Source organism: Pseudomonas sp. PGPR40 (genome assembly GCF_022014505.1).
In the GTDB taxonomy this organism is placed as follows: Bacteria; Pseudomonadota; Gammaproteobacteria; order Pseudomonadales; family Pseudomonadaceae; genus Aquipseudomonas.
The window spans coordinates 1-21,058 of record NZ_JAKLSP010000038.1; the positions used below are offsets into that span (position 1 = coordinate 1).

Sequence of the window (21,058 nt, forward strand, 5' to 3'; positions counted from 1 at the left end):
TACAACCAAGCGAATGGCTTCCGCTTTTTCCTCGGCGTTAACAACCCGATATCCCATGATGCTTCCTTAGATCGACACTCCTACATCATGGTCCAAAAACATTGAGCCACAACAGCCTCGCTCCTACGGATTTGCGTGCGGTCACCCGAAATCTGTAGGAGCGAGGCTTGCCCGCGAAGAGGCCATCAGCCTCAACAACTATCTTATGGTTGAAACGCCCCAATAAAAATCGCCGGATCCACCCGCGCATCATTCAGGCTGATATTCCAGTGCATGTGCGGCCCGGTCGCGCGGCCGGTCGAACCGACTTTCCCGACCACGCCACCACGCACCAATTGCTGCCCAACCTTCACGTCGATCTTCGACATGTGACAGAACATGCTGATAAAGCCCTGACCATGGTCGACGAACACCGTGTTGCCGTTGAAGAAATAATTACCGATCAGCATCACCTTGCCGGCGGCCGGAGTCTTGATTGGCGTGCCGGCAGGCACCGCGAAGTCGAGGCCTGCATGGGGGTTGCGTTCTTCGCCATTGAAAAAACGGCGCACGCCAAACTTGCTCGACAGCGGCCCGTTGACCGGTTTGTCCAGCAGCAGGTTGCTCGGGGTGTTCGGGCTGAAGGTGCGGTAGGCCTGAATCTGTTCGGCCAATTCGCTCTCGATGCGCTTGAGGTTTTCCGGGTCCGGATTGACCTGCTGCTTGTTCTTCAGGGTGATGTGCTGTTCCGGGTATTTCTTGCTACCGACGGTGAAGCTCAGAGTGCGACCACCGCTCTCAAGAGACTGACTGCCCGGTTTGACAGTCAGCGGCACGCCGACGATCGCCAGCCAGTGGTTCTGTTCCTTGACCACCAATACCTGTTTGCCTTGATAGCTGGCTTTTGGCGCTTGGGCGGAGTTGCCCAGATCCACTACCGCCACGCCACCCGGCACCGGTTTGTTCAACAAGCGAGTGATGTAACTGTCGGCGTGGGCGCTGAAGGTCAGGCACAGCAACAGCAGCGGAGCTAAAAAACGCGGCATGGATCAATCCAGTAAAGAAAGGGTGACAGGCGTCAGGTGATTGTCTTCGACCCGCACGTGCAGCTCACCTTCGCCCAGTTTGGCTTTCAGGCGCTGACCGGTGTGGGTCTGCGCGGCGCTGCGGATCGCGTTGCCGCGCTCGTCCAGCAGAATGCTGTAGCCACGCGCGAGGGTCGCCAACGGGCTGACCACATGCAGCGTCTGCATCTGACTTTGCAGTTGCAGGCGGCGGGATTTAAGCCCTTCACGCATGGCTCGGGGCAGGCGCTCGGCCAGGCTGTCGAGGCGCTGGCGAAGCATCGCTAGTTGACGCCCGGGATGTTGCCCGGCGAGGCGGGTTTCCAGACGGATCAAACGTTCACGACGGGTGTTGAGGCTGCGTTCGAACGCGCGGCGCATGCGCATGTCCAGATCATCCAGACGTTGTGCTTGCTGGCGCAGTCGTTCGCCGGGATGACGCAGGCGCCGGGCCATGCCTTCCAGGCGCAACCGGTCGCGCATCAAACGGTCGCGGATGCGCATCACCAGGCGTCGGTGCAGACTTTCGACGCGCCGCACCAGATCGCTGGAGTCCGGCGCGAGCAGTTCGGCGGCGGCAGAGGGGGTCGGGGCGCGGACGTCGGCGACGAAGTCACTGATCGACACATCGGTTTCGTGGCCGACAGCGCTGACAATCGGCGTCACGCAGGCATCCACGGCGCGAGCCACGGCTTCTTCGTTGAAGCACCAGAGGTCTTCCAGCGAACCGCCACCACGGGCCAGGATCAATGCGTCGAAACCGCGGGCGTCCGCCAGTTTCAGCGCGCGGACAATCTGCGCGGTGGCTTCGCGGCCTTGCACGGCGGTGGGGATCAGCGTCAATTGGATCTGCGGCGCGCGGCGGCGGAACACACTGATGATGTCGCGGATCACTGCGCCCGTGGGCGAACTGATGATGCCAATGCGTTGCGGGTGCGCCGGCAGCGGCACTTTGCGTTCGGCACTGAACAGGCCTTCGGCACTGAGCTTTTCCTTCAATGCATCGAAGGCCAGACGCAGGGCGCCGTCACCGGCCGGTTCCACGGTGTCGAGAATCAGTTGGTAATCGCCACGGCCTTCAAACAGCGACACCTTGCCGCGAACCTTGACCGCCAAACCGTCCTTCAACGCTTGGCGAACCCGAGCGGCGTTCTGCCGGAACAGCGCACAACGCACTTGGGCGCCGCTGTCCTTGAGGGTGAAATACACATGGCCAGATGCCGGTCGGGCGAGGTTGGAAATTTCGCCTTCGACCCAGATATTGCTGAACACGTCTTCGAGCAACACCCGCGCACGGCCGTTGAGCTGGCTGACAGTCAGGACTTCCCGGTCCAGGCCGAGTCTTGCAAAGGGATCTTTAATCATGGGGCGCAGTTTAAAGGCAATCGGCGATCAATCTCCATGAATCAACACAAATCCCCTGTGGGAGCGGGCTTGCTCGCGAAGAGGTCATGTCAGTCGACATCATTGTTAAATGACCCACCGCTTTCGCGAGCAAGCCCGCTCCCACAGTGGGTTGTGCAGGCATTGATGAAGTGTTGAACCAGCATCGTGGGATGTTGCCGACAGGCGAGGGCGACCGTGCTCTGGCAATCGGGATCGGCCAAGGGCAGAAAGTGGATATCCGGCGGCGCGATGTCCTGCATCGATTCCGGTAACAGCGCGATGCCGAATCCGGCCTGGATCAATTGCAGTTGCGTGGTTTTGCGCGACACCACCCGAGCCGCCTGGGGAAAGAACCCCTGGCGCATGCACAACTCGGCGGACAGATAACTCAGGCCGCCACGTTGTGGATGAGGGATGGAAATAAATGCTTCATTCTTCAACTGCGCCAGATCGATGCCTTGCGCGGACTTATCCACAGCCAGCCGATGATTCGGCGGTACCGCCAGCAACAGACGCTCGCTGTACAGCGGAACAATCTGTACCCCTTCACGCTGACGCAATACCGGCAGGCGCAACAGACCCACATCGAGGCGACCTTCGGCCAATTCTTCCAGTTGCGCCTCGGAGGACAGCTTGACGATGTCCACGGACACACCGGGGTGCCGATCCAGATAGACGCTGATGCCTCGCAGCAGCCGACCGCTCATGGGCACGGTACTGGAATGGCTGAGGCGCAAAGTGCCGAGTTCACCGTTTCCCACCTGAGTGGCCATCTCGCTGGCCTTGGTCAGTTCGTTCAGCAGGTTTCTGGCCCGAGGCAAAAAGGCTTCACCCGCCGCCGTCAGTCGGGGCTGGCGCGCGGTGCGTTCGAACAGCGGCGTTTGCAGCCGGGTTTCCATGTCCTTGATCTGCCGGCTCAAGGCTGATTGGGCAATAAACAGTCGTTCGGCCGCAGCGCTGAAGCTGCCGCTCTCGGCGATTTCCACGAAGTAGCGTAATTGACGGGTTGAAAGCACAAGGCATGCCTTTTCGAGATGGGTGGTCGATGTTGAAGATATTAGTCGCAACGCTCGGCGCTGGCTAAAGTCAGCACAGGAATAAAAGGAAGCCGTGTCGATGAATGTGCTGGAGCTGTTAAACCAATGGCCGTGGGATACGTTGGATTGGCTGGTGATCGGGTTGGGCGTCGCCCTGGCCTACATCGTGTTCGGCATCGCCGGTTTTGGCACCGCGCTGGTGGCGGGGCCGATTCTGATCCTGTTCATGCCGCTGTCGAAAATCGTGCCGTTGCTGGTGTTGCTGGATTTCGTCGCGGCGTTCGGCAATTTGCTGCCTTCGCGACGGAATGTGGCGAGCCCCGAGTTGCTGCGATTGTTGCCGTGCATGGCAGTGGGCTGCACGTTGGGGGTGATTTTTCTGCTGAACCTGAAATCCGATGTTTTGCTGCTGTTGATGGGGCTGTTTATCAGCGCCTATGCGATTTACAGCCTGTGGATTAAAACCCGTCCGGCGCAATTGTCCGCCGGGTGGGCGGTACCGATGGGCACTGTGGGTGGGATGTTCGGGGCGTTGTTTGGCAGTGGCGGCTTTTTATATGCGATCTATTTGAACAGTCGATTACCCAAGGATGCGGCCCGGGCAACCCAGAGTGCGCTGATCAGTTGCAGCACCGTGGTGCGTTTGAGCCTGTTTGCCGTCGCCGGTGTGTATGCCGAGCTACCCTTGTTGGTATTGGCGCTGTGTTTGTTGCCAGCGATGGCGCTGGGGTTGTGGATTGGCCGGCGGTTGACCATGAAATTGTCCCGCGAGGCCTTCGTGCGGCTGGTGACCTGGCTGGTGCTGGCCAGCGGGATTGCCTTGATCGGGCGTTATTTGAGTACTTGACCGGATTTCGTCAGGGATTAAGCTGCCGGCCGTCCTGACGTCTTCGCGGGCAAACCTCGCTCCTACAGGATTGGATGCCGTTCGCAAATTTATTGAACGGCACCAATCCTGTAGGAGCGAGGCTTGCCCGCGAAAGCGTCCTCCGGCACGCCGCAGAAATATCCATTTGACGCAGTAGGCTTGCACCATGAATTCCCAAAGCATCATCGTCCCGAAAATCTCCACCCTGCCGGTACACGAACCCCGGGCCCGGGCGGTCGTGCGTTGGCTGGTGCGCAAGAACATCATTAAAGAAGAACTGACCACCTGTGGCCGCACCGGCAATCGCATGGCCCACGCCATCGCCGACGGTGCCCGCGCCGTGGTCCTGCACCCTGAAGCGCTGCCGTTCGGCGAGCCGATCAATGGCCTGGAGATCATCACCAAGCGCTGCATCTATACACCGGCCAAGGGGTTTCTCGAAGAAGCCGGTTGCGCCGAGTGCCGCAAGGAAATCGGCGAAGCGCTGTTCGAAAGCCTGGAAGACTGGATGCCAGGGCGCACCGATAACTTCACGTGTCCTGAATGCGGGCATGAAGACGACATCAACGGGTTTCTGTTCTTGCAGGAATGCGGCTTCTCCAACCTGGGGTTTATCTTCAACAATTGGCTCGAAGCCGGGTTCAAGCAGAGCTTCATCGACGAATTTGCCGATTGGCTGGATCAACCGGTGAGCTGGATCAAAGTCGAACTGTAACTGAACCCGAACCCGAACCCGTAGGAGCGAGGCTTGCCCGCGAAGCTTTTAGCACCAGTGAGGACGCCTTCGCGGGCAAGCCTCGCTCCTACGGATTTGTGTGCCAAAACCTCCGTCGATCACTGTGTCGATAATAGACAGAGTTTTACATTGAACCCGAGGGGGTGTCTGACTATAATGGCGCGCTTCCATTTTCCCGCTCGGGAGCCCCCGCGATGCTGCGTATCAGCCAAGAAGCTCTGACCTTCGACGACATTCTTTTAGTGCCCGGTTATTCCGAGGTTCTTCCTAACGAAGTCAGTCTCAAAACCCGCCTTACCCGTGGCATCGAGCTGAATATTCCACTGGTTTCTGCTGCCATGGACACCGTTACTGAAGCCCGTTTGGCAATTGCCATGGCTCAGGAAGGTGGCATCGGTATCATCCACAAGAACATGACCATCGAGCAGCAAGCTGCCGAAGTGCGTAAGGTCAAGCGTTACGAAGCCGGCGTGGTCAAGGACCCGATCACCATCGAGGCTGACGCCACGGTTCGTGAACTGTTCGAACTCACCCGCCAGCACAACATCTCCGGCGTTCCGGTACTGCACGATGGCGACCTGGTCGGCATCGTCACTTCCCGTGACGTGCGTTTCGAGAACCGTCTGGACGCCACCGTCCGTGAAGTGATGACGCCTAAAGAGCGTCTGGTCACGGTCAAGGAAGGCGCCAACAAGAACGATGTGCGTGAGTTGCTGCACAAGCACCGCATCGAACGCGTACTGATCGTCGACGACAAATTCGCCCTCAAAGGCATGATGACCGTCAACGACATCGAAAAAGCCAAGGCTTACCCACTGGCCAGCAAGGACGATCAAGGTCGTCTGCGCGTTGGCGCCGCAGTTGGTACCGGTAAAGACACCGGTGACCGCGTAGCTGCCCTGGTCCACGCTGGCGTTGACGTGGTAGTGGTCGACACTGCTCATGGTCACTCCAAAGGCGTGATCGACCGCGTTCGCTGGGTCAAGCAGAACTTCCCTGAAGTGCAGGTCATCGGCGGCAACATCGCCACCGGCGCTGCCGCCAAGGCCCTGGCCGAAGCCGGCGCTGACGCAGTCAAGGTCGGTATCGGCCCAGGCTCGATCTGCACCACCCGTATCGTCGCCGGTGTCGGCGTTCCGCAAATCAGTGCCATCGCCAACGTCGCCGCTGCCCTCGAAGGCACAGGCGTTCCGTTGATCGCCGACGGCGGCATCCGTTTCTCCGGTGACCTGTCCAAGGCCATCGTTGCCGGTGCTTCCTGCGTGATGATGGGCTCGATGTTTGCCGGTACCGAAGAAGCGCCAGGCGAAATCGAACTGTTCCAGGGCCGTTCGTACAAGGCTTACCGCGGCATGGGTTCGCTGGGCGCCATGTCCCAGGCTCAAGGTTCCTCCGACCGTTACTTCCAGGACTCCTCGGCAGGCGCCGAGAAACTCGTTCCGGAAGGCATCGAAGGGCGTGTTCCGTACAAGGGCACCCTGAGCGCGATCATCCATCAACTGATGGGCGGCCTGCGTTCTTCCATGGGTTACACCGGTAGCGCCGATATCGAAGAAATGCGCACCAAGCCTGAGTTCGTGCGGATCACCGGCGCTGGCATGGCCGAGTCCCACGTTCACGACGTGCAAATCACCAAAGAAGCGCCAAACTACCGCGTAGGTTGAGGCTTCAAGCAAATCGTTAAGCAACCGGGGCTGTTTTATTCAGCCCCGAGTTGTTTCTGAATCACGACTGTTTCTGAATTACTTAGACGAGACTGAATCATGGCCCTCGACATTCACGCTCACCGCATCCTGATCCTCGACTTCGGTTCCCAGTACACCCAGCTGATTGCCCGCCGCGTGCGTGAAATCGGGGTGTATTGCGAACTGCATCCGTTCGACATGGACGAGGAAGCCATTCGCGAATTCGCGCCAAAAGGCGTGATTCTCGCTGGCGGCCCCGAGTCCGTGCACGAAGCCGACAGCCCGCGCTGCCCGCAAGCGGTGTTTGACCTGGGCGTGCCAGTCTTCGGTATCTGCTACGGCATGCAGACCATGGCTGAACAGCTGGGTGGCAAGGTCGAAGGTTCCGAGCTGCGTGAGTTCGGTTATGCCCGCGTTGACGTAGTCGGTAAAAGCCGTCTGCTCGATGGCATCGAAGACCATATCGACGCCGATGGCCTGTTCGGCCTCGACGTGTGGATGAGCCACGGTGACAAGGTCACCAAGCTGCCGGAAGACTTCCACATCCTGGCCAGCACCCCGAGCTGCCCGATTGCCGGCATGTTCAACGATGCTCGCGGCTACTACGGCGTGCAGTTCCACCCGGAAGTGACCCACACCAAGCAGGGCGGTCGCATCCTCTCGCGCTTCATCCTCGACATCTGCGGCTGCGAAGCCCTGTGGACGCCTTCGAAGATTGCTGAAGACGCCATCGCCCAGGTCCGCGCCCAGGTTGGCACCGACAACGTGTTGCTCGGCTTGTCCGGCGGCGTTGACTCCTCGGTGGTTGCCGCGCTGCTGCACAAGGCAATCGGCGACCAGTTGACCTGCGTCTTCGTCGACAACGGCCTGCTGCGCCTGCACGAAGGCGAGCAAGTGATGGCCATGTTCGCCGAGAACATGGGCGTCAAAGTAATTCGCGCCAACGCCGAGGACCAGTTCCTCGACAATCTGGCCGGCGAAAGCGACCCGGAGAAGAAGCGCAAGATCATCGGCCGTACCTTCATCGACGTGTTCGATGCCCAGTCCAACAAACTGGATAACATCAAGTACCTCGCCCAAGGCACCATCTACCCGGACGTGATCGAGTCGGCTGGCGCGAAAAGCGGCAAGGCTCACGTGATCAAGTCGCACCACAACGTGGGCGGCCTGCCGGAAGAAATGAACCTCAAGCTGGTTGAACCCCTGCGCGAGCTGTTCAAGGACGAAGTCCGTCGTCTGGGCCTGGAACTCGGCCTGCCGTACGACATGGTCTACCGCCACCCGTTCCCGGGCCCAGGCCTGGGTGTGCGGATCCTTGGTGAAGTGAAGAAGGAATACGCCGACCTGCTGCGTCGCGCCGACCACATCTTCATCGAAGAACTGCGTAAAGCTGACTGGTACCACAAAGTCAGCCAGGCATTCGTGGTGTTCCAGCCGGTGAAATCGGTTGGCGTTGTCGGCGATGGCCGTCGTTACGCCTGGGTCGTTGCCCTGCGTGCCGTGGAAACCATCGACTTCATGACCGCGCGTTGGGCACACCTGCCTTACGAACTGCTGGAAACCGTCAGCGGCCGGATCATCAATGAAATCGAAGGCATCTCCCGCGTCACTTACGACGTGTCGAGCAAGCCGCCAGCGACGATTGAGTGGGAGTGATCCCGGCTTTAGCTGATCGTCCGTAACACCCAAAAGGCCCCGTGAACGTGAGTTCACGGGGCCTTTTGCATCTCAGCGCCGCGCCACATCCGAAAAGTAGAACTTATCCAGCGTATGCCGTGATTCGGTGTACTCGAACTGCCTGCCATCCTGCAAAAACGTCTGGTTACTGACCACGATCACATGGCTTTGCCCGTCGAGGTCCAGGTGTTGCTGGTCATCCTTGCTGCGGGGCATCGCTTCGATGGTGCGCTGGGCGTAGGCGATTTGCAGTTGCAGGGTCTGCTCGATAAAGGCGTAGATCGATTGTTCGGCGATGTCGCGGGACAGGCCGGGAATCACGTCGCTGACGAAATGGTTGATGTCGAGGATCACCCGTTTACCGTCGATCCGCCGCACGCGCTTGATCCGGGTGATCAGGCTACCTTCTGCCGCCTTGATGTGTTCGAGCAGCGGACCTTCGAGGGGGATTTGTGTGAACTCGACCACCTCAGTGCTGACGTCGTTGCCCAGCCGCGGGTAGGTTTCCTGGAAGCTGACGATGCCGCCGAGCTGAAATTCGATCGGGTTGGTCGACAGCACGAAGGTGCCTTTGCCGTGGACTTTCTGGGCGAAACCGCGTTCCTGCAATTGCTCGATGGCCTTGCGCACGGTGCCGCGGCTGGCCTGATAGCTGTCCATCAGTTCGGTTTCGGAAGGCAGTCGTGCGCCGCGTTCCAGACGTTCGGTCGTGATGCTGGCAAGCAGATCGCTGTAGATCTGGTTGTATTTACTCATGGGGATGGCTCTATGCCGCGCTGTGCTCAAGGTTTTGAACCTTAAGGGCAGGGTAGGGGTTTGTCCATGTGGCTTTAGGTTTCTTTGACTTCGGAGGTAGGAAATGTCGCCGCCTGTCGGGTTCAGGGTAAACAAAATCAAACTCGTCTGTACGAGTTGTTGCAATAACTCGTACAGACGAGTACTTTTCGCTTCGGCATGCTGCCAATAACAAAAAACTACAGCGGATGAACAAGCATGAGCCATGACTATCCGAACATCGTCACTGAGCTGCTGCACAGCCTCGGTGGCAGCGACAACCTCGAGCAGGCCGCGCATTGCGTCACACGGTTGCGCCTGGCCCTCAAGGACCCGAGCCTGGTCGACAGCGCCACGCTGAACCAGATCGATCTGGTCAAGGGTTCGTTCTATACCGGCGGCCTGTTCCAGGTGGTCATCGGCCCCGGCGAAGTGGAAAAGGTCTACGCCGAACTACGCCGGCAAACCGGTCTCGCCGCCTCGACCATCGCTGACGTTAAACAGAAAAGCGCCGACAAGATCCACCCGATGCAGCGATTGGTGCGGGTGTTTTCCGACGTGTTCATGCCCATTCTGCCGGCGCTGATCATTGCGGGCCTGCTGATGGGCATCAACAACCTGATCGGCGCCAAGGGCATGTTCATCGAGGGCAAGACCCTGCTGGACGCCTACCCGAAGCTTGACGGGCTCTGGAGCCTGATCAACTTGATGGCCAACACCTCGTTCGTATTTCTTCCTGCACTGGTGGGCTGGTCGGCGGCCAAGCGTTTTGGCGGCAGCGAAATCCTCGGCATTGTGCTTGGCCTGATGCTGGTACACCCGGACCTGCTCAACGCCTGGAATTACGGCAAAGCGGTAGCCGGGCTGGAGGGGCAGAGCCTGCCGTACTTCGACATCCTCGGTATGTTTCAGATCGAGAAAGTCGGTTATCAAGGGCAAATCCTGCCGATCCTGATGGCGGCCTATGTAATGAGCGTCATCGAAAAATGGCTGCGGGCGCGAGTGCCCAACGCGGTGCAATTGCTGGTGGTACCGATTACCACGATCGTCGTCACCGGTGTGCTGGCGCTGGCGGTGATTGGTCCGGTGACCCGCCATCTGGGGATTCTCATTACCGAAGGCGTGGTCACCCTGTTCGACCTGGCGCCCATGGTCGGCGGCGCAATTTTCGGCCTGCTCTACGCACCGCTGGTGATCACCGGCATGCACCACATGTTTCTCGCGGTCGACCTGCAACTGATCTCCACCCAGGGCGGCACCTTCATCTGGCCGATGATCGTCATGTCCAACCTCGCCCAGGGCAGCGCGGCACTGGCGGTGTTCTACATGACCCGCAGTGTGCGGGACAAAAGCATGGCCTCGACCTCAGCGATTTCTGCCTACTTCGGCATCACTGAACCGGCCATGTTCGGGGTCAACCTGCGCTACAAATTTCCGTTCTATGCGGCCCTGATCGGCTCGGCTCTGGGCAGCATTTTCCTGTCGCTGAACAAAGTCCAGGCTTCGGCGATCGGCGTCGGTGGGTTGCCCGGTTTCATCTCGATCATTCCACAGTTCATTCCGATGTTCGTGGTCGGGATGGTGATTGCCATGGTCGTACCGTTTGTTCTGACCTGCGGGTTGAGCATGAGGATTGTCCGGCCTGGGTATCGGGTTGCCTGATGGATCGCATTCGCGAGCAAGCCCGCTCCCACAGTTGACCGCATTCCAATGTGGGAGCGGGCTTGCTCGCGAAGGGGCCATAACGGTCACCGCATCAACTTACTGAAGGAATACCGCCATGCAAGACTGGCAACGTTCGGTGATCTACCAGATCTACCCGAAGAGTTTTCACAGCCACGCCGGCAACCCCACGGGGGATTTGCTCGGCGTCGTGGCCAAGCTCGACTACCTGCACTGGCTGGGTGTCGATTGCCTGTGGATCACGCCGTTCCTGCGTTCTCCCCAGCGCGACAACGGTTACGACATCAGCGACTACTACGCCATCGACCCGAGCTACGGGACCATGGCCGATTGCGAGTTGCTGATCGCCGAGGCCGGCAAGCGCGGGATCAAATTGATGCTCGACATCGTGGTCAATCACACCTCGATCGAGCATACCTGGTTCCAGCAGGCCCGCAGCAGCCTCGATAACCCTTACCGCGATTTCTACATCTGGCGCGATCAACCGAACAACTGGGAATCCAAGTTCGGCGGTTCGGCCTGGGAGTACGAGGCCCAGACCGGTCAGTACTACCTGCACCTATTCGACCACACGCAGGCCGACCTGAACTGGGACAACCCCCAGGTGCGCGCCGAAGTCTTCAAGATGATGCGTTTCTGGCGCGACAAAGGTGTGGGCGGTTTCCGTCTGGACGTGATCAACCTGATTTCCAAACCGGCGGATTTCCCCGAGGACAACACTGACGGTCGACGCTTCTACACCGACGGCCCGCACGTCCACGACTACTTGCAGCAGATGCACCGCGAAGTGTTCGAGGGCCATGACCTGATCAACGTCGGCGAGATGTCGTCTACCAGCCTGGAACACTGCATCCGCTACTCGCGACCGGAGTCGAAAGAGCTGTCGATGACCTTCAACTTTCATCACTTGAAGGTGGATTACCCGAACCTGCAAAAGTGGGTTCGCGCCGATTTCGACTTCCTCGCACTCAAGCGCATCCTCTCCGATTGGCAGACCGGCATGCAGGCCGGCGGCGGCTGGAACGCGCTGTTCTGGTGTAACCATGATCAGCCGCGTGTGGTCTCGCGTTTTGGTCATGACGGTGAGCATCGGGTGGTGTCGGCGAAGATGCTCGGCACGGCGCTGCATTTCCTGCAGGGCACGCCGTTCGTGTATCAAGGTGAAGAGTTGGGCATGACCAATCCGGGGTTCGATCACATTGATCAGTACCGCGATGTCGAGACTCTGAATATCTTCCGGCTCAAGCGCGAGGCAGGTAGCAGTGACGTCGACAACATGGCGGCGATCATGCAGAAGTCCCGGGACAACAGTCGCACACCGATGCACTGGAACGCCGAGCCTAATGCCGGTTTCAGCGCTGCCGAACCCTGGATCGGCGTGCCGGCCAACGTGGCGCAGATCAATGTCGCGCATCAACTCGATGATTCGGATTCCGTGCTGCATCACTACCGTCAGCTGATTGCCCTGCGCCGCCGTGAAACGCTGATGTCCGACGGCGTGTATCGGCAGTTATTGCCTGAGCACACGAAAATTTGGGCGTACGTGCGTGAAGGCGATGGTGAGCGTTTGCTGGTGTTGAACAACTTCTATGGCTCGCCGTGCGAAGTCGAACTGCCGGATGACGTGATCAATGAAGCGATGGCGCAAAGGTTGGTAATCAGCAACTACGCGGACTGTCCGGATCGAAGCCGACAGGTGTTTCTACGGCCCTATGAGTCGTTCGTTCTGCACCTGAAAGATCACTAGCCCTTAACCAATAAAAACACCGTTTCAAAAAACACGCAGAACGCTGCGCGGGGGAGTTTTGCGCGCCGATTTTGCTGCATCACACAATAAAAATAATGAGGTGGTTCTTGAAAACAACAATAAATCGCAGCCTTGTAGCAGCGGGCGTGTGCCTGGCATTACCACTGTCGGCCCAGGCGCTGGAATTCGCCGGTTACTTGCGCAGCGGCGTCGGGACCTCGGTTAACAGCGGTAAACAGCAGTGTTTCCAGCTACCAGGAGCGCAGTCCAAATACCGCTTGGGTAACGAATGCGAGCAGTACGCTGAACTTGAATTGCGTCAGGATCTGTACACCCTGGACGATGGCTCGGTGCTCAGCGTCGACGGCATGGCCTCGCTGTATAACCAGTACGACAAGGACCTGACGTTCAACGGCGAGAACGGCTCGGTGCGCCTGCCGCAGCTGTATGCGCAGTGGTCGAACATGCCCAGCCTCAACGGCGGCTCGCTGTGGGCCGGTCGGCGTTACTACAAGCGGAACGACATCCACATTTCCGACTTCTACTACTGGAACCAGAGCGCCACCGGCGGCGGTATCGAAGATGTGCTGATCGGTGATCTGAAGTACAGCTACGCCTTCTCGCGCAAGGACAATCTGTATCAGAAGGACTACATCAACCGTCACGATTTCAACGTCGCCGGCTTCAACACCAACCCCGGCGGTGAGCTGGAATTCGGCCTGAGCTACATCGACAAACCCGACAGCCGCGACGCTCATCGCGGTTGGGCAATTACCACCCAGCATGTGCAGAAAGGCTTTCTGGGCGGCAAGAATAAACTGGCCTTTCAGTACGGCGAAGGGCCCGGCACCGGGTTGGGCTATACCGGTAACGTGAGGCTGGACGACAACAGTAAAAGCTACCGCGTGGTCGAGTTCTTCGACTGGCAAGTGACGCCGCGTTTCGGCGGGCAGGTCGAAGCGGTCTATCAGAAAGACATCCGCCCGGACGGCGCCGACCAGAACTGGATTTCCCTCGGGATTCGTCCGACGTATGCGATCACCGAGCAGATCAAACTGGTGACCGAACTGGGCCACGATCAGGTCGAAGCCACGGGCGGGACGCGCAAGCTGAGCAAGTTCACCTTCGCCCCGACCTGGTCGCCCAAGGGTCCGGAATTCTGGGCGCGCCCCGAGGTGCGTCTGTATTACACCTATGCCAACTGGAACGAGGCGGCCAAACGGGCGGCCAATGAACTGGCGGCGGGTTCGGCATTGTCCGATACCGGCGCTTTCGGCACAGCGCGACACGGTGCGAACGTCGGATTGCAGGTCGAGTATTGGTGGAAATAAGCGATGCTGTCGGAGCCTCGCGCTCCATCGGCACTTCAAAGAACAAAACAGCAGGTGACGTCATGGCCACATCCCAACAATTGCAACTACTGGCACCCCTGTCCGGCGTGTTGATGCCGCTGGACCAGGTGCCCGATCAGGTGTTTTCCAGTCGCGTGATCGGCGACGGTCTGTGCATTGATCCGACTTCACAAACCTTGTGCGCACCGCTGGCCGGCGTGATCAGCAATGTGCAGGTCAGTGGGCATGCCGTCAGCATCACCGACGACAATGGCGTGCAAGTGCTGATGCACATCGGCCTCGACACCGTGAACCTGGCTGGAAAGGGTTTCACCCGGTTGGTGGAGGAAGGTCAGCGGGTTGAGGTGGGGCAGGCGCTGATCGAGTTCGATGCCGATCATATCGCCTTGAACGCCCGCAGTTTGTTGACCTTGATGCTGGTGGTCAGCGGTGAGCCGTTCACCTGGCTGACGCCCGAAACGGGTGTGGTGCAAGGCGGTCAGCCGCTGCTGAGTCTGAATCCGTCCGACGTGGCGACTGATGAGCGGACGCCGGAGGAGGGCGAGGCGCTGTTCTCCAGACCGGTGACGCTACCCAACGTCAACGGCTTGCACGCGCGCCCTGCGGCAGTGTTTGCCCAAGCGGCGAAAGGCTTTTCGGCGAGCATTTGCCTGCATAAACAGCAGGACAGCGCGAACGCCAAATCCCTGGTGGCGATCATGGCTTTGCAGACTGCCCATGGTGATGTCCTGCAGGTCAGCGCAGCGGGCGCGGATGCTGAAGTGGCGATCAAGACGTTGGCCGAGCTGCTGGCTGCCGGTTGCGGGGAAGCCGTGACGGTGGTTGCCGAAGTTGAGACGGTTACAGCTGAGACCTTATCGCTGAAGGTGCTGCGCGGCGTCTGTGCCTCGGCGGGGTCGGCGTTTGGCCAAGTGGTGCAGATTGCCGAGCAGACCCTCGAGGTGAGCGAATCGGGCGTTAGTCCTCAGGTTGAACGTGAGCATCTGTCCCGGGCGTTGGCGGCGGCGGTTCTAGCCCTGCAGCAGTTGCGGGACAACGCAACGGGTGACGCCCAAGCCGACATCTTCAAGGCGCATCAGGAACTGCTCGAAGACCCAGGCCTGCTGGATCAGGCCCTCGCACTGATCGACGCCGGCAAAAGCGCCGCTTTCGCCTGGCGTGCGGCCACCGAGTCGACGGCAACCTTGTTCAAAAGCCTGGGCAATGCCTTGCTGGCCGAACGGGCGGCGGATTTGGCCGACGTCGGTCAACGGGTGCTCAAGTTGATTCTTGGCGTGGAGGATCGTGCGATGGAGTTGCCGAATGGGGCGATTCTGATTGCCGAGCAACTGACGCCCTCCCAGACGGCTGGCCTGGACACGCGCAAGGTGCTGGGGTTCGCCACGGTCGGCGGTGGCGCCACCAGCCACGTGGCAATTCTCGCGCGGGCCTTTGGTTTGCCGGCGATCTGTGGTTTGCCGGTTCAGGTGCTTGCACTGATCAATGGCACCCGGGTTTTGCTCGATGCCGACAAAGGCGAACTACAGCTTGATCCTGATCTGGCCGCCATTGAGCAGTTGCAAGCCAATCGCCAGCGACAAAACAAACGCCAACAATACGAGCTGGAAAATGCAGGGCTGGCGGCTTGTACCCGCGATGGGCATCACGTTGAAATCACCGCCAATATCGCTTCGCTGGCCGAAGCCGAACAGGCCATGACGTTGGGCGGTGAGGGCGTCGGTCTGTTGCGTTCGGAGTTTCTTTATCTGGATCGCAACCACGCGCCAAGCCATGACGAGCAGGCATCCACCTACACCGCTATCGCCCGCGCCCTGGGACCGGCGCGCAATCTGGTGGTGCGAACCCTGGATGTCGGCGGCGACAAACCGTTGGCCTATGTGTCGATGGAGCGCGAAACCAATCCATTTTTGGGCATGCGCGGGATTCGCTTGTGCCTGGAGCGTCCGCAGCTGTTGCGCGATCAGTTCAAGGCGATTCTGAGCAGCGCCGGGCTGGCTCGCCTGCACATCATGCTGCCGATGGTCACGCAGCTGTCGGAGTTGCGGCTGGCCCGTCAGTTGCTTGAAGAAGAGGCGCTGGCATTGGGGCTCACGGAACTGCCGAAACTGGGAATCATGATCGAGGTACCGGCAGCGGCGCTGATGGCTGATCTGTTTGCGCCCGAGGTGGATTTCTTCTCCATCGGCACCAACGACCTGACCCAATACACCCTGGCCATGGACCGCGATCACCCACGGCTGGCCAGTCAGGCCGACAGTTTTCATCCGTCGGTGCTGCGCCTGATCGCCAACACCGTGAAAGCCGCTCATGCCCATGGCAAATGGGTCGGCGTGTGTGGCGCCCTGGCATCGGAAAAACTGGCGGTGCCGCTGTTGCTGGGGCTTGGGGTGGATGAACTGTCGGTGAGCGTGCCATTGATTCCAGCGATCAAAGCGGCAGTTCGCGAAGTGAATCTGCTGGACTGTCAGGCCATCGCCCAGCAAGTGCTGGGGCTGGAAAGTGCCGAGCAGGTACGCGAGGCACTGCGGCTGCACCATGAGGCGACTGTCGATACTTCACTGGTTCTGGAGAACTGAACATGTTCGAGAAAATGCAGCGAGCGTTCTGGAAAGCGTTGACCCCGGATCTGGTGGTGGATGAGCCGAAAGTGGAGGCTCAGCCTGTTTTCGGTTTGGCAGCGAATGTCGTGGCCGCGCTGGGTGGTGTGGATAACCTCAAGTCGCAGCAGCACGTGGCGTTGACCCGGGTGCGGGTTGAATTGCGAGATATGGCGCGGATGGATCGGCAGGCATTGACTGCGGCGGGGGTGCCGGGGGTGATGATGCTGGAGGATGGAGTGGTTCATCTGATCACCGGTCTTCATTCATAACCGGACCTTTGTGGTGAGGGGGCTTGCCTGTGGCGAGGGAGCTTATTCCCGCTGGGCTGCTGAGCGCCAACTCTACACGGTGATCGTTCCCACGCTCCGCGTGGGAATGCCTCAAGGGACGCTCCGCGTTCCCGCCACACCGCCGCTGTCGAGCCAGACACCGATGTGACGCAGAGCGTCACGGGCTGCATTCCCACGCAGAGCGTGGGAACGATCATTCACAAGTACATTGCCAGCCGTGCTTTGACTGTGACCATCCGCCGCGCCGCCCTTACTGTTTCTCAACCGCAGGTGTATCGTATTCGCCTTTTGCAGGCCTCCGCGTCTGTGGCTGATACGTGAGGTAGTTGAGTTCATGTCCTTTACCCGTCGACAAATACTCGGTGGTCTGGCCGGTCTTGTGGTAGTTGGCGTGGGGGCCGGTGGCGCGTCGCGTTACTGGCTGGGCAAAATGGCCGACGCGGATGCCGGCCACGACTATGAGCTGATCGCCGCACCGCTGGACGTCGAACTGGTGACCGGGCACACAACCCAGGCCTGGGCGTTCGGCCCGTCGGCGCCGGGCACTGAATTGCGCGTGCGTCAGGGCGAATGGCTGCGGGTGCGCTTCATCAATCATCTGCCGGTGGCGACCACCATTCACTGGCACGGCATCCGCCTGCCGCTGGAAATGGACGGCGTGCCCTACGTCTCGCAGTTGCCGGTGCTGCCGGGCGAATACTTCGACTATAAATTCCGCGTGCCCGACGCCGGCAGCTACTGGTATCACCCGCATGTGAACAGCAGCGAAGAACTCGGTCGCGGATTGGTCGGCCCGCTGATTATCGAAGAGCGCGAGCCCACCGGTTTCAAATACGAAAAGACCTTGAGCCTCAAGAGCTGGCACGTCGATGAAGAGGGCGCCTTCGTAGCATTCAGCATTCCTCGCGAAGCGGCCCGTGGCGGCACGGCGGGGGGCTTGTCGACCATCAATGGCGTCTCGCAAGCGGTGATCGACTTGCCCGCCGGGCAGATCACTCGCGTACGGTTGCTCAACCTCGACAATACGCTGACGTACCGCCTCAACATCCCCGGCGTCGAAGCGCAGATCTACGCGCTGGACGGTAATCCGATTGAACCGCGCCCATTGGGTAAGGAATACTGGCTGGGTCCTGGCATGCGCATTTGCCTGGCGATCAAGGCACCGCCGGCCGGCGAAGAATTGTCCTTGCGCAACGGCCCGGTACGCTTGGGCACCTTCCGCTCAGTGGCGAACACCGATGCGCCGACCGAATGGCCAGCGGCGCTGCCCGCCAATCCTGTGGCCGAGCCGGACCTGGCCAATGCCGAGAAACTCAACTTCAATTTTGAATGGGTGGGCTCGGTGTCGGTCAACGTCGACAATGGCAAACCGCCAAGCCTATGGCAGATCAACGGCAAGGCCTGGGACATCACCGACAAGACCTGCGCCGATCGACCGATTGCCAAGCTCGAAAAGGGCAAAAGCTATATTTTTGAATTGAAGAACATGACTCAGTATCAACACCCGATCCACCTGCATGGTATGAGTTTCAAGGTCATTGCCTCGAACCGGCACAAGGTCATTCCGTACTTCACCGACACGTATTTGTTGGGCAAGAACGAGCGCGCGCAAGTGGCGCTGGTGGCGGATAACCCTGGGGTCTGGATGTTCCACTGCCATGTGGTCGACCACATGGAAACCGGCCTGATGGCCGCCATCGAGGTGGTGTGATGCGTCAGATTCGCCCCGCAGCGATTATCGACCGCAGCCGTGATCGTGATTTCATGCGCGAAGCCCTGGCCCTGGCCGCTCAAGGCGCGGCGCTGGGTGAAGTGCCGGTGGGTGCGGTGCTGGTGCAGGACGGTGAAATCATCGGACGCGGTTTCAACTGCCCGATCAGTGGCAACGACCCCAGCGCCCACGCCGAGATGGTCGCGATTCGCGCTGCCGCCCAGGCCGCCAGCAACTATCGCCTGCCGGGCAGTACGTTGTACGTGACGCTGGAGCCGTGCAGCATGTGCGCCGGGCTGATCGTGCATTCGCGGATTGCGCGGGTGGTGTACGGCGCGCTGGAACCCAAGGCGGGAATTGTGCAGAGCCAGGGGCAGTTTTTTACCCAGGGCTTTTTGAATCATCGGGTGTTGTATGAGGGTGGGGTGTTGGCGGAGGAGTGTGGCGCGGTGTTGAGCGAATTCTTTAAGGCGCGTAGAGCCAAACCAATAGACTAAACACTGACCCAATGTGGGGGCGGCGGTGCGACGATTCGACTTGCTCGCGAAAGCGGTGGATCAGTCAACATCCCTGTTGAATGTTAGTCCGTATTCGCGAGCAAGCCCGCTCCCACATTTTGATCTCCATGGGGAGGGAGATCGGTGTTTTATTTGCGGGCGACGATGACGGCACGCATCGGCGCCGGCAGCCCTTCGATCGTTTTGCTGTGATCTTCTGGATCAAGGAAGTCGCTCAACGACTGATACTTCATCCACTCCGTCCCGCGTTGTTCCTCGACCGTGGTCACGCTCACATCCACGCAACGCACATCGCTGAAGCCGGCACGGCGCAGCCACAGTTCCAGCGCTGGCACCGATGGCAAAAACCACACGTTACGCATCTGCGCGTAACGGTCTTCCGGCACCAGCACCTGTTGCTGATCGCCTTCGATCACCAGCGTCTCCAGCACCAGTTCACCGCCCTTGACCAGGCAATCCTTCAGCGCCAGCAAATGCTCGATCGGCGAGCGGCGGTGATAGAACACGCCCATGGAAAACACTGTGTCGAAGCCTTCCAGATTGGGAGGGAGATCCTCAAAGGGAAACGGCAAGTGCCAGGCATTCGGTTCCGACAGATAACGTTGCACCGCTTGGAACTGGCAGAAAAACAGCCAGTTCGGGTCGACACCGATCACGCTGTCAGCGCCGGCGCCGAGCATGCGCCACATGTAATAGCCGTTGCCGCAACCGACATCGAGGATGCGTTTACCCTTCAGGTCCAGGTGCGGAGCGACCCGCGACCACTTCCAGTCCGAGCGCCATTCAGTGTCGACGTGCACGCCGAACAGGTCGAACGGCCCTTTGCGCCAGGGCGACAGGCCCATTAGTGCGGTGCGCATTTGCGCGCGGGTTTCGTCGTCGCAATCGGTGTCCAGTTTCAAGCCGTTCACCAAGTCGACTTCACTCGGCTGAATCTTCGGCAACGCATCCAGCGCACTCTGCCAGCGCTCCAGATCGCCGTGACCTTTTTCCATTTTCTTATCGAGTTGCACTTGCAGGGTGTTGGCCCATTCAGCCAGTGGTGTACCGGCCAGACGGCGGGCGAGGGGGGACAGATCAATCATGGCAAGGCAATCAACGAGGCAAAGTTAAGACACTGGAACCACGGCACGACTTTCGAGAACCCGGCGGCCAGCAGGCGTTCGCGGTGTTCTTCGAGGCTGTCGGGCTTCATGACATTTTCGATGGCGCTGCGCTTCTGGGCGATTTCCAGTTCGCTGTAGCCGTTGGCGCGTTTGAACGCGACGTGCAGGTCGGTGAGCAACGCATGTTCTTCGGGATCGTTGAAGCGCAGCTTCTCCGAGAGAATCAGCGCGCCGCCGGGCAACAACGATTGGCGGATGCGTGAGAGCAGCGCGGTGCGCTGGTCCGGGGCGATGAATTGCAGGGTGAAGTTCAGCGCCACCACCGAGGCCGGCTGAAACTCGAGAGCGAGGATGTCGCCTTCGATCACTTCCACCGGCAGCAACTCCTGGAACATCGAATCCTGGCCGTTGAGGTACTCGCGGCAACGCTCGACCATGGCGGCGGAGTTATCCACAGCGATGACGCGGCAGCCATCGGTGCGCACGTGCCGGCGCAAGGCCTGGGTCACCGCGCCGAGGGACGAGCCCAGGTCGTAGAGCACGCTGTTGGGCTGGGCAAATTGCGCGGCGAGCACGCCGAGGTTTTCCACGATGGTCGGATAACCTGGTACCGAGCGCTTGATCATGTCCGGGAACACCCGAACCACATCCTCGTTAAAGGAGAAGTCAGGCACCTGGGTCAAAGGCTGGGCGAAAAGGCGATCGGATTCTTTGCTCACGGCGGTTCCAGCGGCGTAGGTGGAAAAGGCTGGCATTTTAGCCAAATTGACGGGGGGATGCGCGGGTTGTCTGATAAACCGCGTTTACCCCAACGCGGGACGCGGAGCGTCCGTGGCTGCATTCCC

At 59.7% G+C, this 21,058-nt stretch carries 17 protein-coding genes; 11 read left to right on the forward strand and 6 right to left on the reverse strand.

All coding sequences use genetic code 11. The annotated features are described in order from the left end of the window. Positions 1–203: 203 nt before the first annotated feature. The 3 genes from MEB48_RS25970 to MEB48_RS25980 form a co-directional block, all read right to left on the reverse strand. On the reverse strand, positions 204–1,025 hold the full coding sequence (locus tag MEB48_RS25970) for a M23 family metallopeptidase (protein ID WP_237886646.1): 822 nt from the start codon (positions 1,023–1,025) through the stop codon (positions 204–206). Positions 1,026–1,028: 3 nt separating this feature from the next. Then, the gene (gene xseA / locus MEB48_RS25975) at positions 1,029–2,408 is read right to left on the reverse strand and encodes an exodeoxyribonuclease VII large subunit (RefSeq protein ID WP_237886647.1); all 1,380 of its coding nucleotides are present in this window, start codon (positions 2,406–2,408) and stop codon (positions 1,029–1,031) included. Positions 2,409–2,497: 89 nt separating this feature from the next. After that, complete coding sequence (locus tag MEB48_RS25980) at positions 2,498–3,445, reverse strand: LysR family transcriptional regulator (protein ID WP_237886648.1); 948 nt, start codon at positions 3,443–3,445, stop codon at positions 2,498–2,500. Between the two features lie 100 nt (positions 3,446–3,545). On the opposite strand from MEB48_RS25980, the gene MEB48_RS25985 reads away from it, so the two are divergent. The 4 genes from MEB48_RS25985 to guaA all read left to right on the forward strand — a co-directional run bounded on the left by MEB48_RS25985 (position 3,546) and on the right by guaA (position 8,411). Continuing rightward, a complete protein-coding gene (locus MEB48_RS25985) occupies positions 3,546–4,313 on the forward strand; it encodes a sulfite exporter TauE/SafE family protein (protein WP_237886649.1) in 768 nt (255 codons plus the stop codon). Positions 4,314–4,500: 187 nt separating this feature from the next. Then, on the forward strand, positions 4,501–5,049 hold the full coding sequence (locus MEB48_RS25990) for a sugar ABC transporter ATPase (RefSeq protein ID WP_237886650.1): 549 nt from the start codon (positions 4,501–4,503) through the stop codon (positions 5,047–5,049). Between the two features lie 215 nt (positions 5,050–5,264). Continuing rightward, positions 5,265–6,734, forward strand: a complete 1,470-nt coding sequence (gene guaB / locus MEB48_RS25995; protein WP_237886651.1) for an IMP dehydrogenase — start codon at positions 5,265–5,267, stop codon at positions 6,732–6,734. Between the two features lie 99 nt (positions 6,735–6,833). Then, positions 6,834–8,411, forward strand: coding sequence for a glutamine-hydrolyzing GMP synthase (gene guaA / locus MEB48_RS26000; RefSeq protein WP_237886652.1), 1,578 nt, complete (start codon positions 6,834–6,836; stop codon positions 8,409–8,411). 72 nt (positions 8,412–8,483) lie between these two features. On the opposite strand, the gene treR is transcribed toward guaA, so the two are convergent. After that, positions 8,484–9,188, reverse strand: a complete 705-nt coding sequence (treR, locus tag MEB48_RS26005; RefSeq protein WP_237886653.1) for a trehalose operon repressor — start codon at positions 9,186–9,188, stop codon at positions 8,484–8,486. A gap of 237 nt (positions 9,189–9,425) precedes the next feature. Between treR and treP the strand changes: the two genes are divergently transcribed. From treP to tadA, 7 genes are all read left to right on the forward strand, one after another. Further along, entirely contained in the window at positions 9,426–10,868 is a 1,443-nt protein-coding gene (treP, locus tag MEB48_RS26010) for a PTS system trehalose-specific EIIBC component (RefSeq protein ID WP_237886654.1), read from the forward strand. Between the two features lie 118 nt (positions 10,869–10,986). Next, positions 10,987–12,636: an alpha,alpha-phosphotrehalase gene (gene treC / locus MEB48_RS26015; protein WP_237886655.1), complete on the forward strand. Its 1,650-nt coding sequence runs from the start codon at positions 10,987–10,989 to the stop codon at positions 12,634–12,636. Between the two features lie 107 nt (positions 12,637–12,743). Continuing rightward, positions 12,744–13,967 carry a maltoporin gene (locus MEB48_RS26020; RefSeq protein WP_237886656.1) on the forward strand — a complete coding sequence of 408 codons (1,224 nt, stop codon included), beginning with the start codon at positions 12,744–12,746 and terminating at the stop codon, positions 13,965–13,967. Between the two features lie 62 nt (positions 13,968–14,029). After that, positions 14,030–16,564 carry a phosphoenolpyruvate--protein phosphotransferase gene (ptsP, locus tag MEB48_RS26025; RefSeq protein ID WP_237886657.1) on the forward strand — a complete coding sequence of 845 codons (2,535 nt, stop codon included), beginning with the start codon at positions 14,030–14,032 and terminating at the stop codon, positions 16,562–16,564. Between the two features lie 2 nt (positions 16,565–16,566). Continuing rightward, the gene (locus MEB48_RS26030; RefSeq protein WP_237886658.1) at positions 16,567–16,857 is read left to right on the forward strand and encodes a PTS transporter subunit EIIB; all 291 of its coding nucleotides are present in this window, start codon (positions 16,567–16,569) and stop codon (positions 16,855–16,857) included. A gap of 355 nt (positions 16,858–17,212) precedes the next feature. After that, entirely contained in the window at positions 17,213–18,589 is a 1,377-nt protein-coding gene (locus MEB48_RS26035) for a multicopper oxidase family protein (protein WP_237886659.1), read from the forward strand. Beyond that, positions 18,589–19,086, forward strand: coding sequence for a tRNA adenosine(34) deaminase TadA (gene tadA / locus MEB48_RS26040; RefSeq protein ID WP_237886660.1), 498 nt, complete (start codon positions 18,589–18,591; stop codon positions 19,084–19,086). Before MEB48_RS26035 ends, tadA begins: the two co-directional genes overlap by 1 nt. Before the next feature lie 149 nt (positions 19,087–19,235). On the opposite strand, the gene cmoB is transcribed toward tadA, so the two are convergent. Beyond that, a complete protein-coding gene (cmoB, locus tag MEB48_RS26045) occupies positions 19,236–20,192 on the reverse strand; it encodes a tRNA 5-methoxyuridine(34)/uridine 5-oxyacetic acid(34) synthase CmoB (RefSeq protein ID WP_237886661.1) in 957 nt (318 codons plus the stop codon). Further along, positions 20,189–20,968 carry a carboxy-S-adenosyl-L-methionine synthase CmoA gene (gene cmoA, locus MEB48_RS26050; protein WP_237886662.1) on the reverse strand — a complete coding sequence of 260 codons (780 nt, stop codon included), beginning with the start codon at positions 20,966–20,968 and terminating at the stop codon, positions 20,189–20,191. The genes cmoB and cmoA overlap by 4 nt, the downstream gene beginning before the upstream one ends. Positions 20,969–21,058 lie beyond the last annotated feature (90 nt).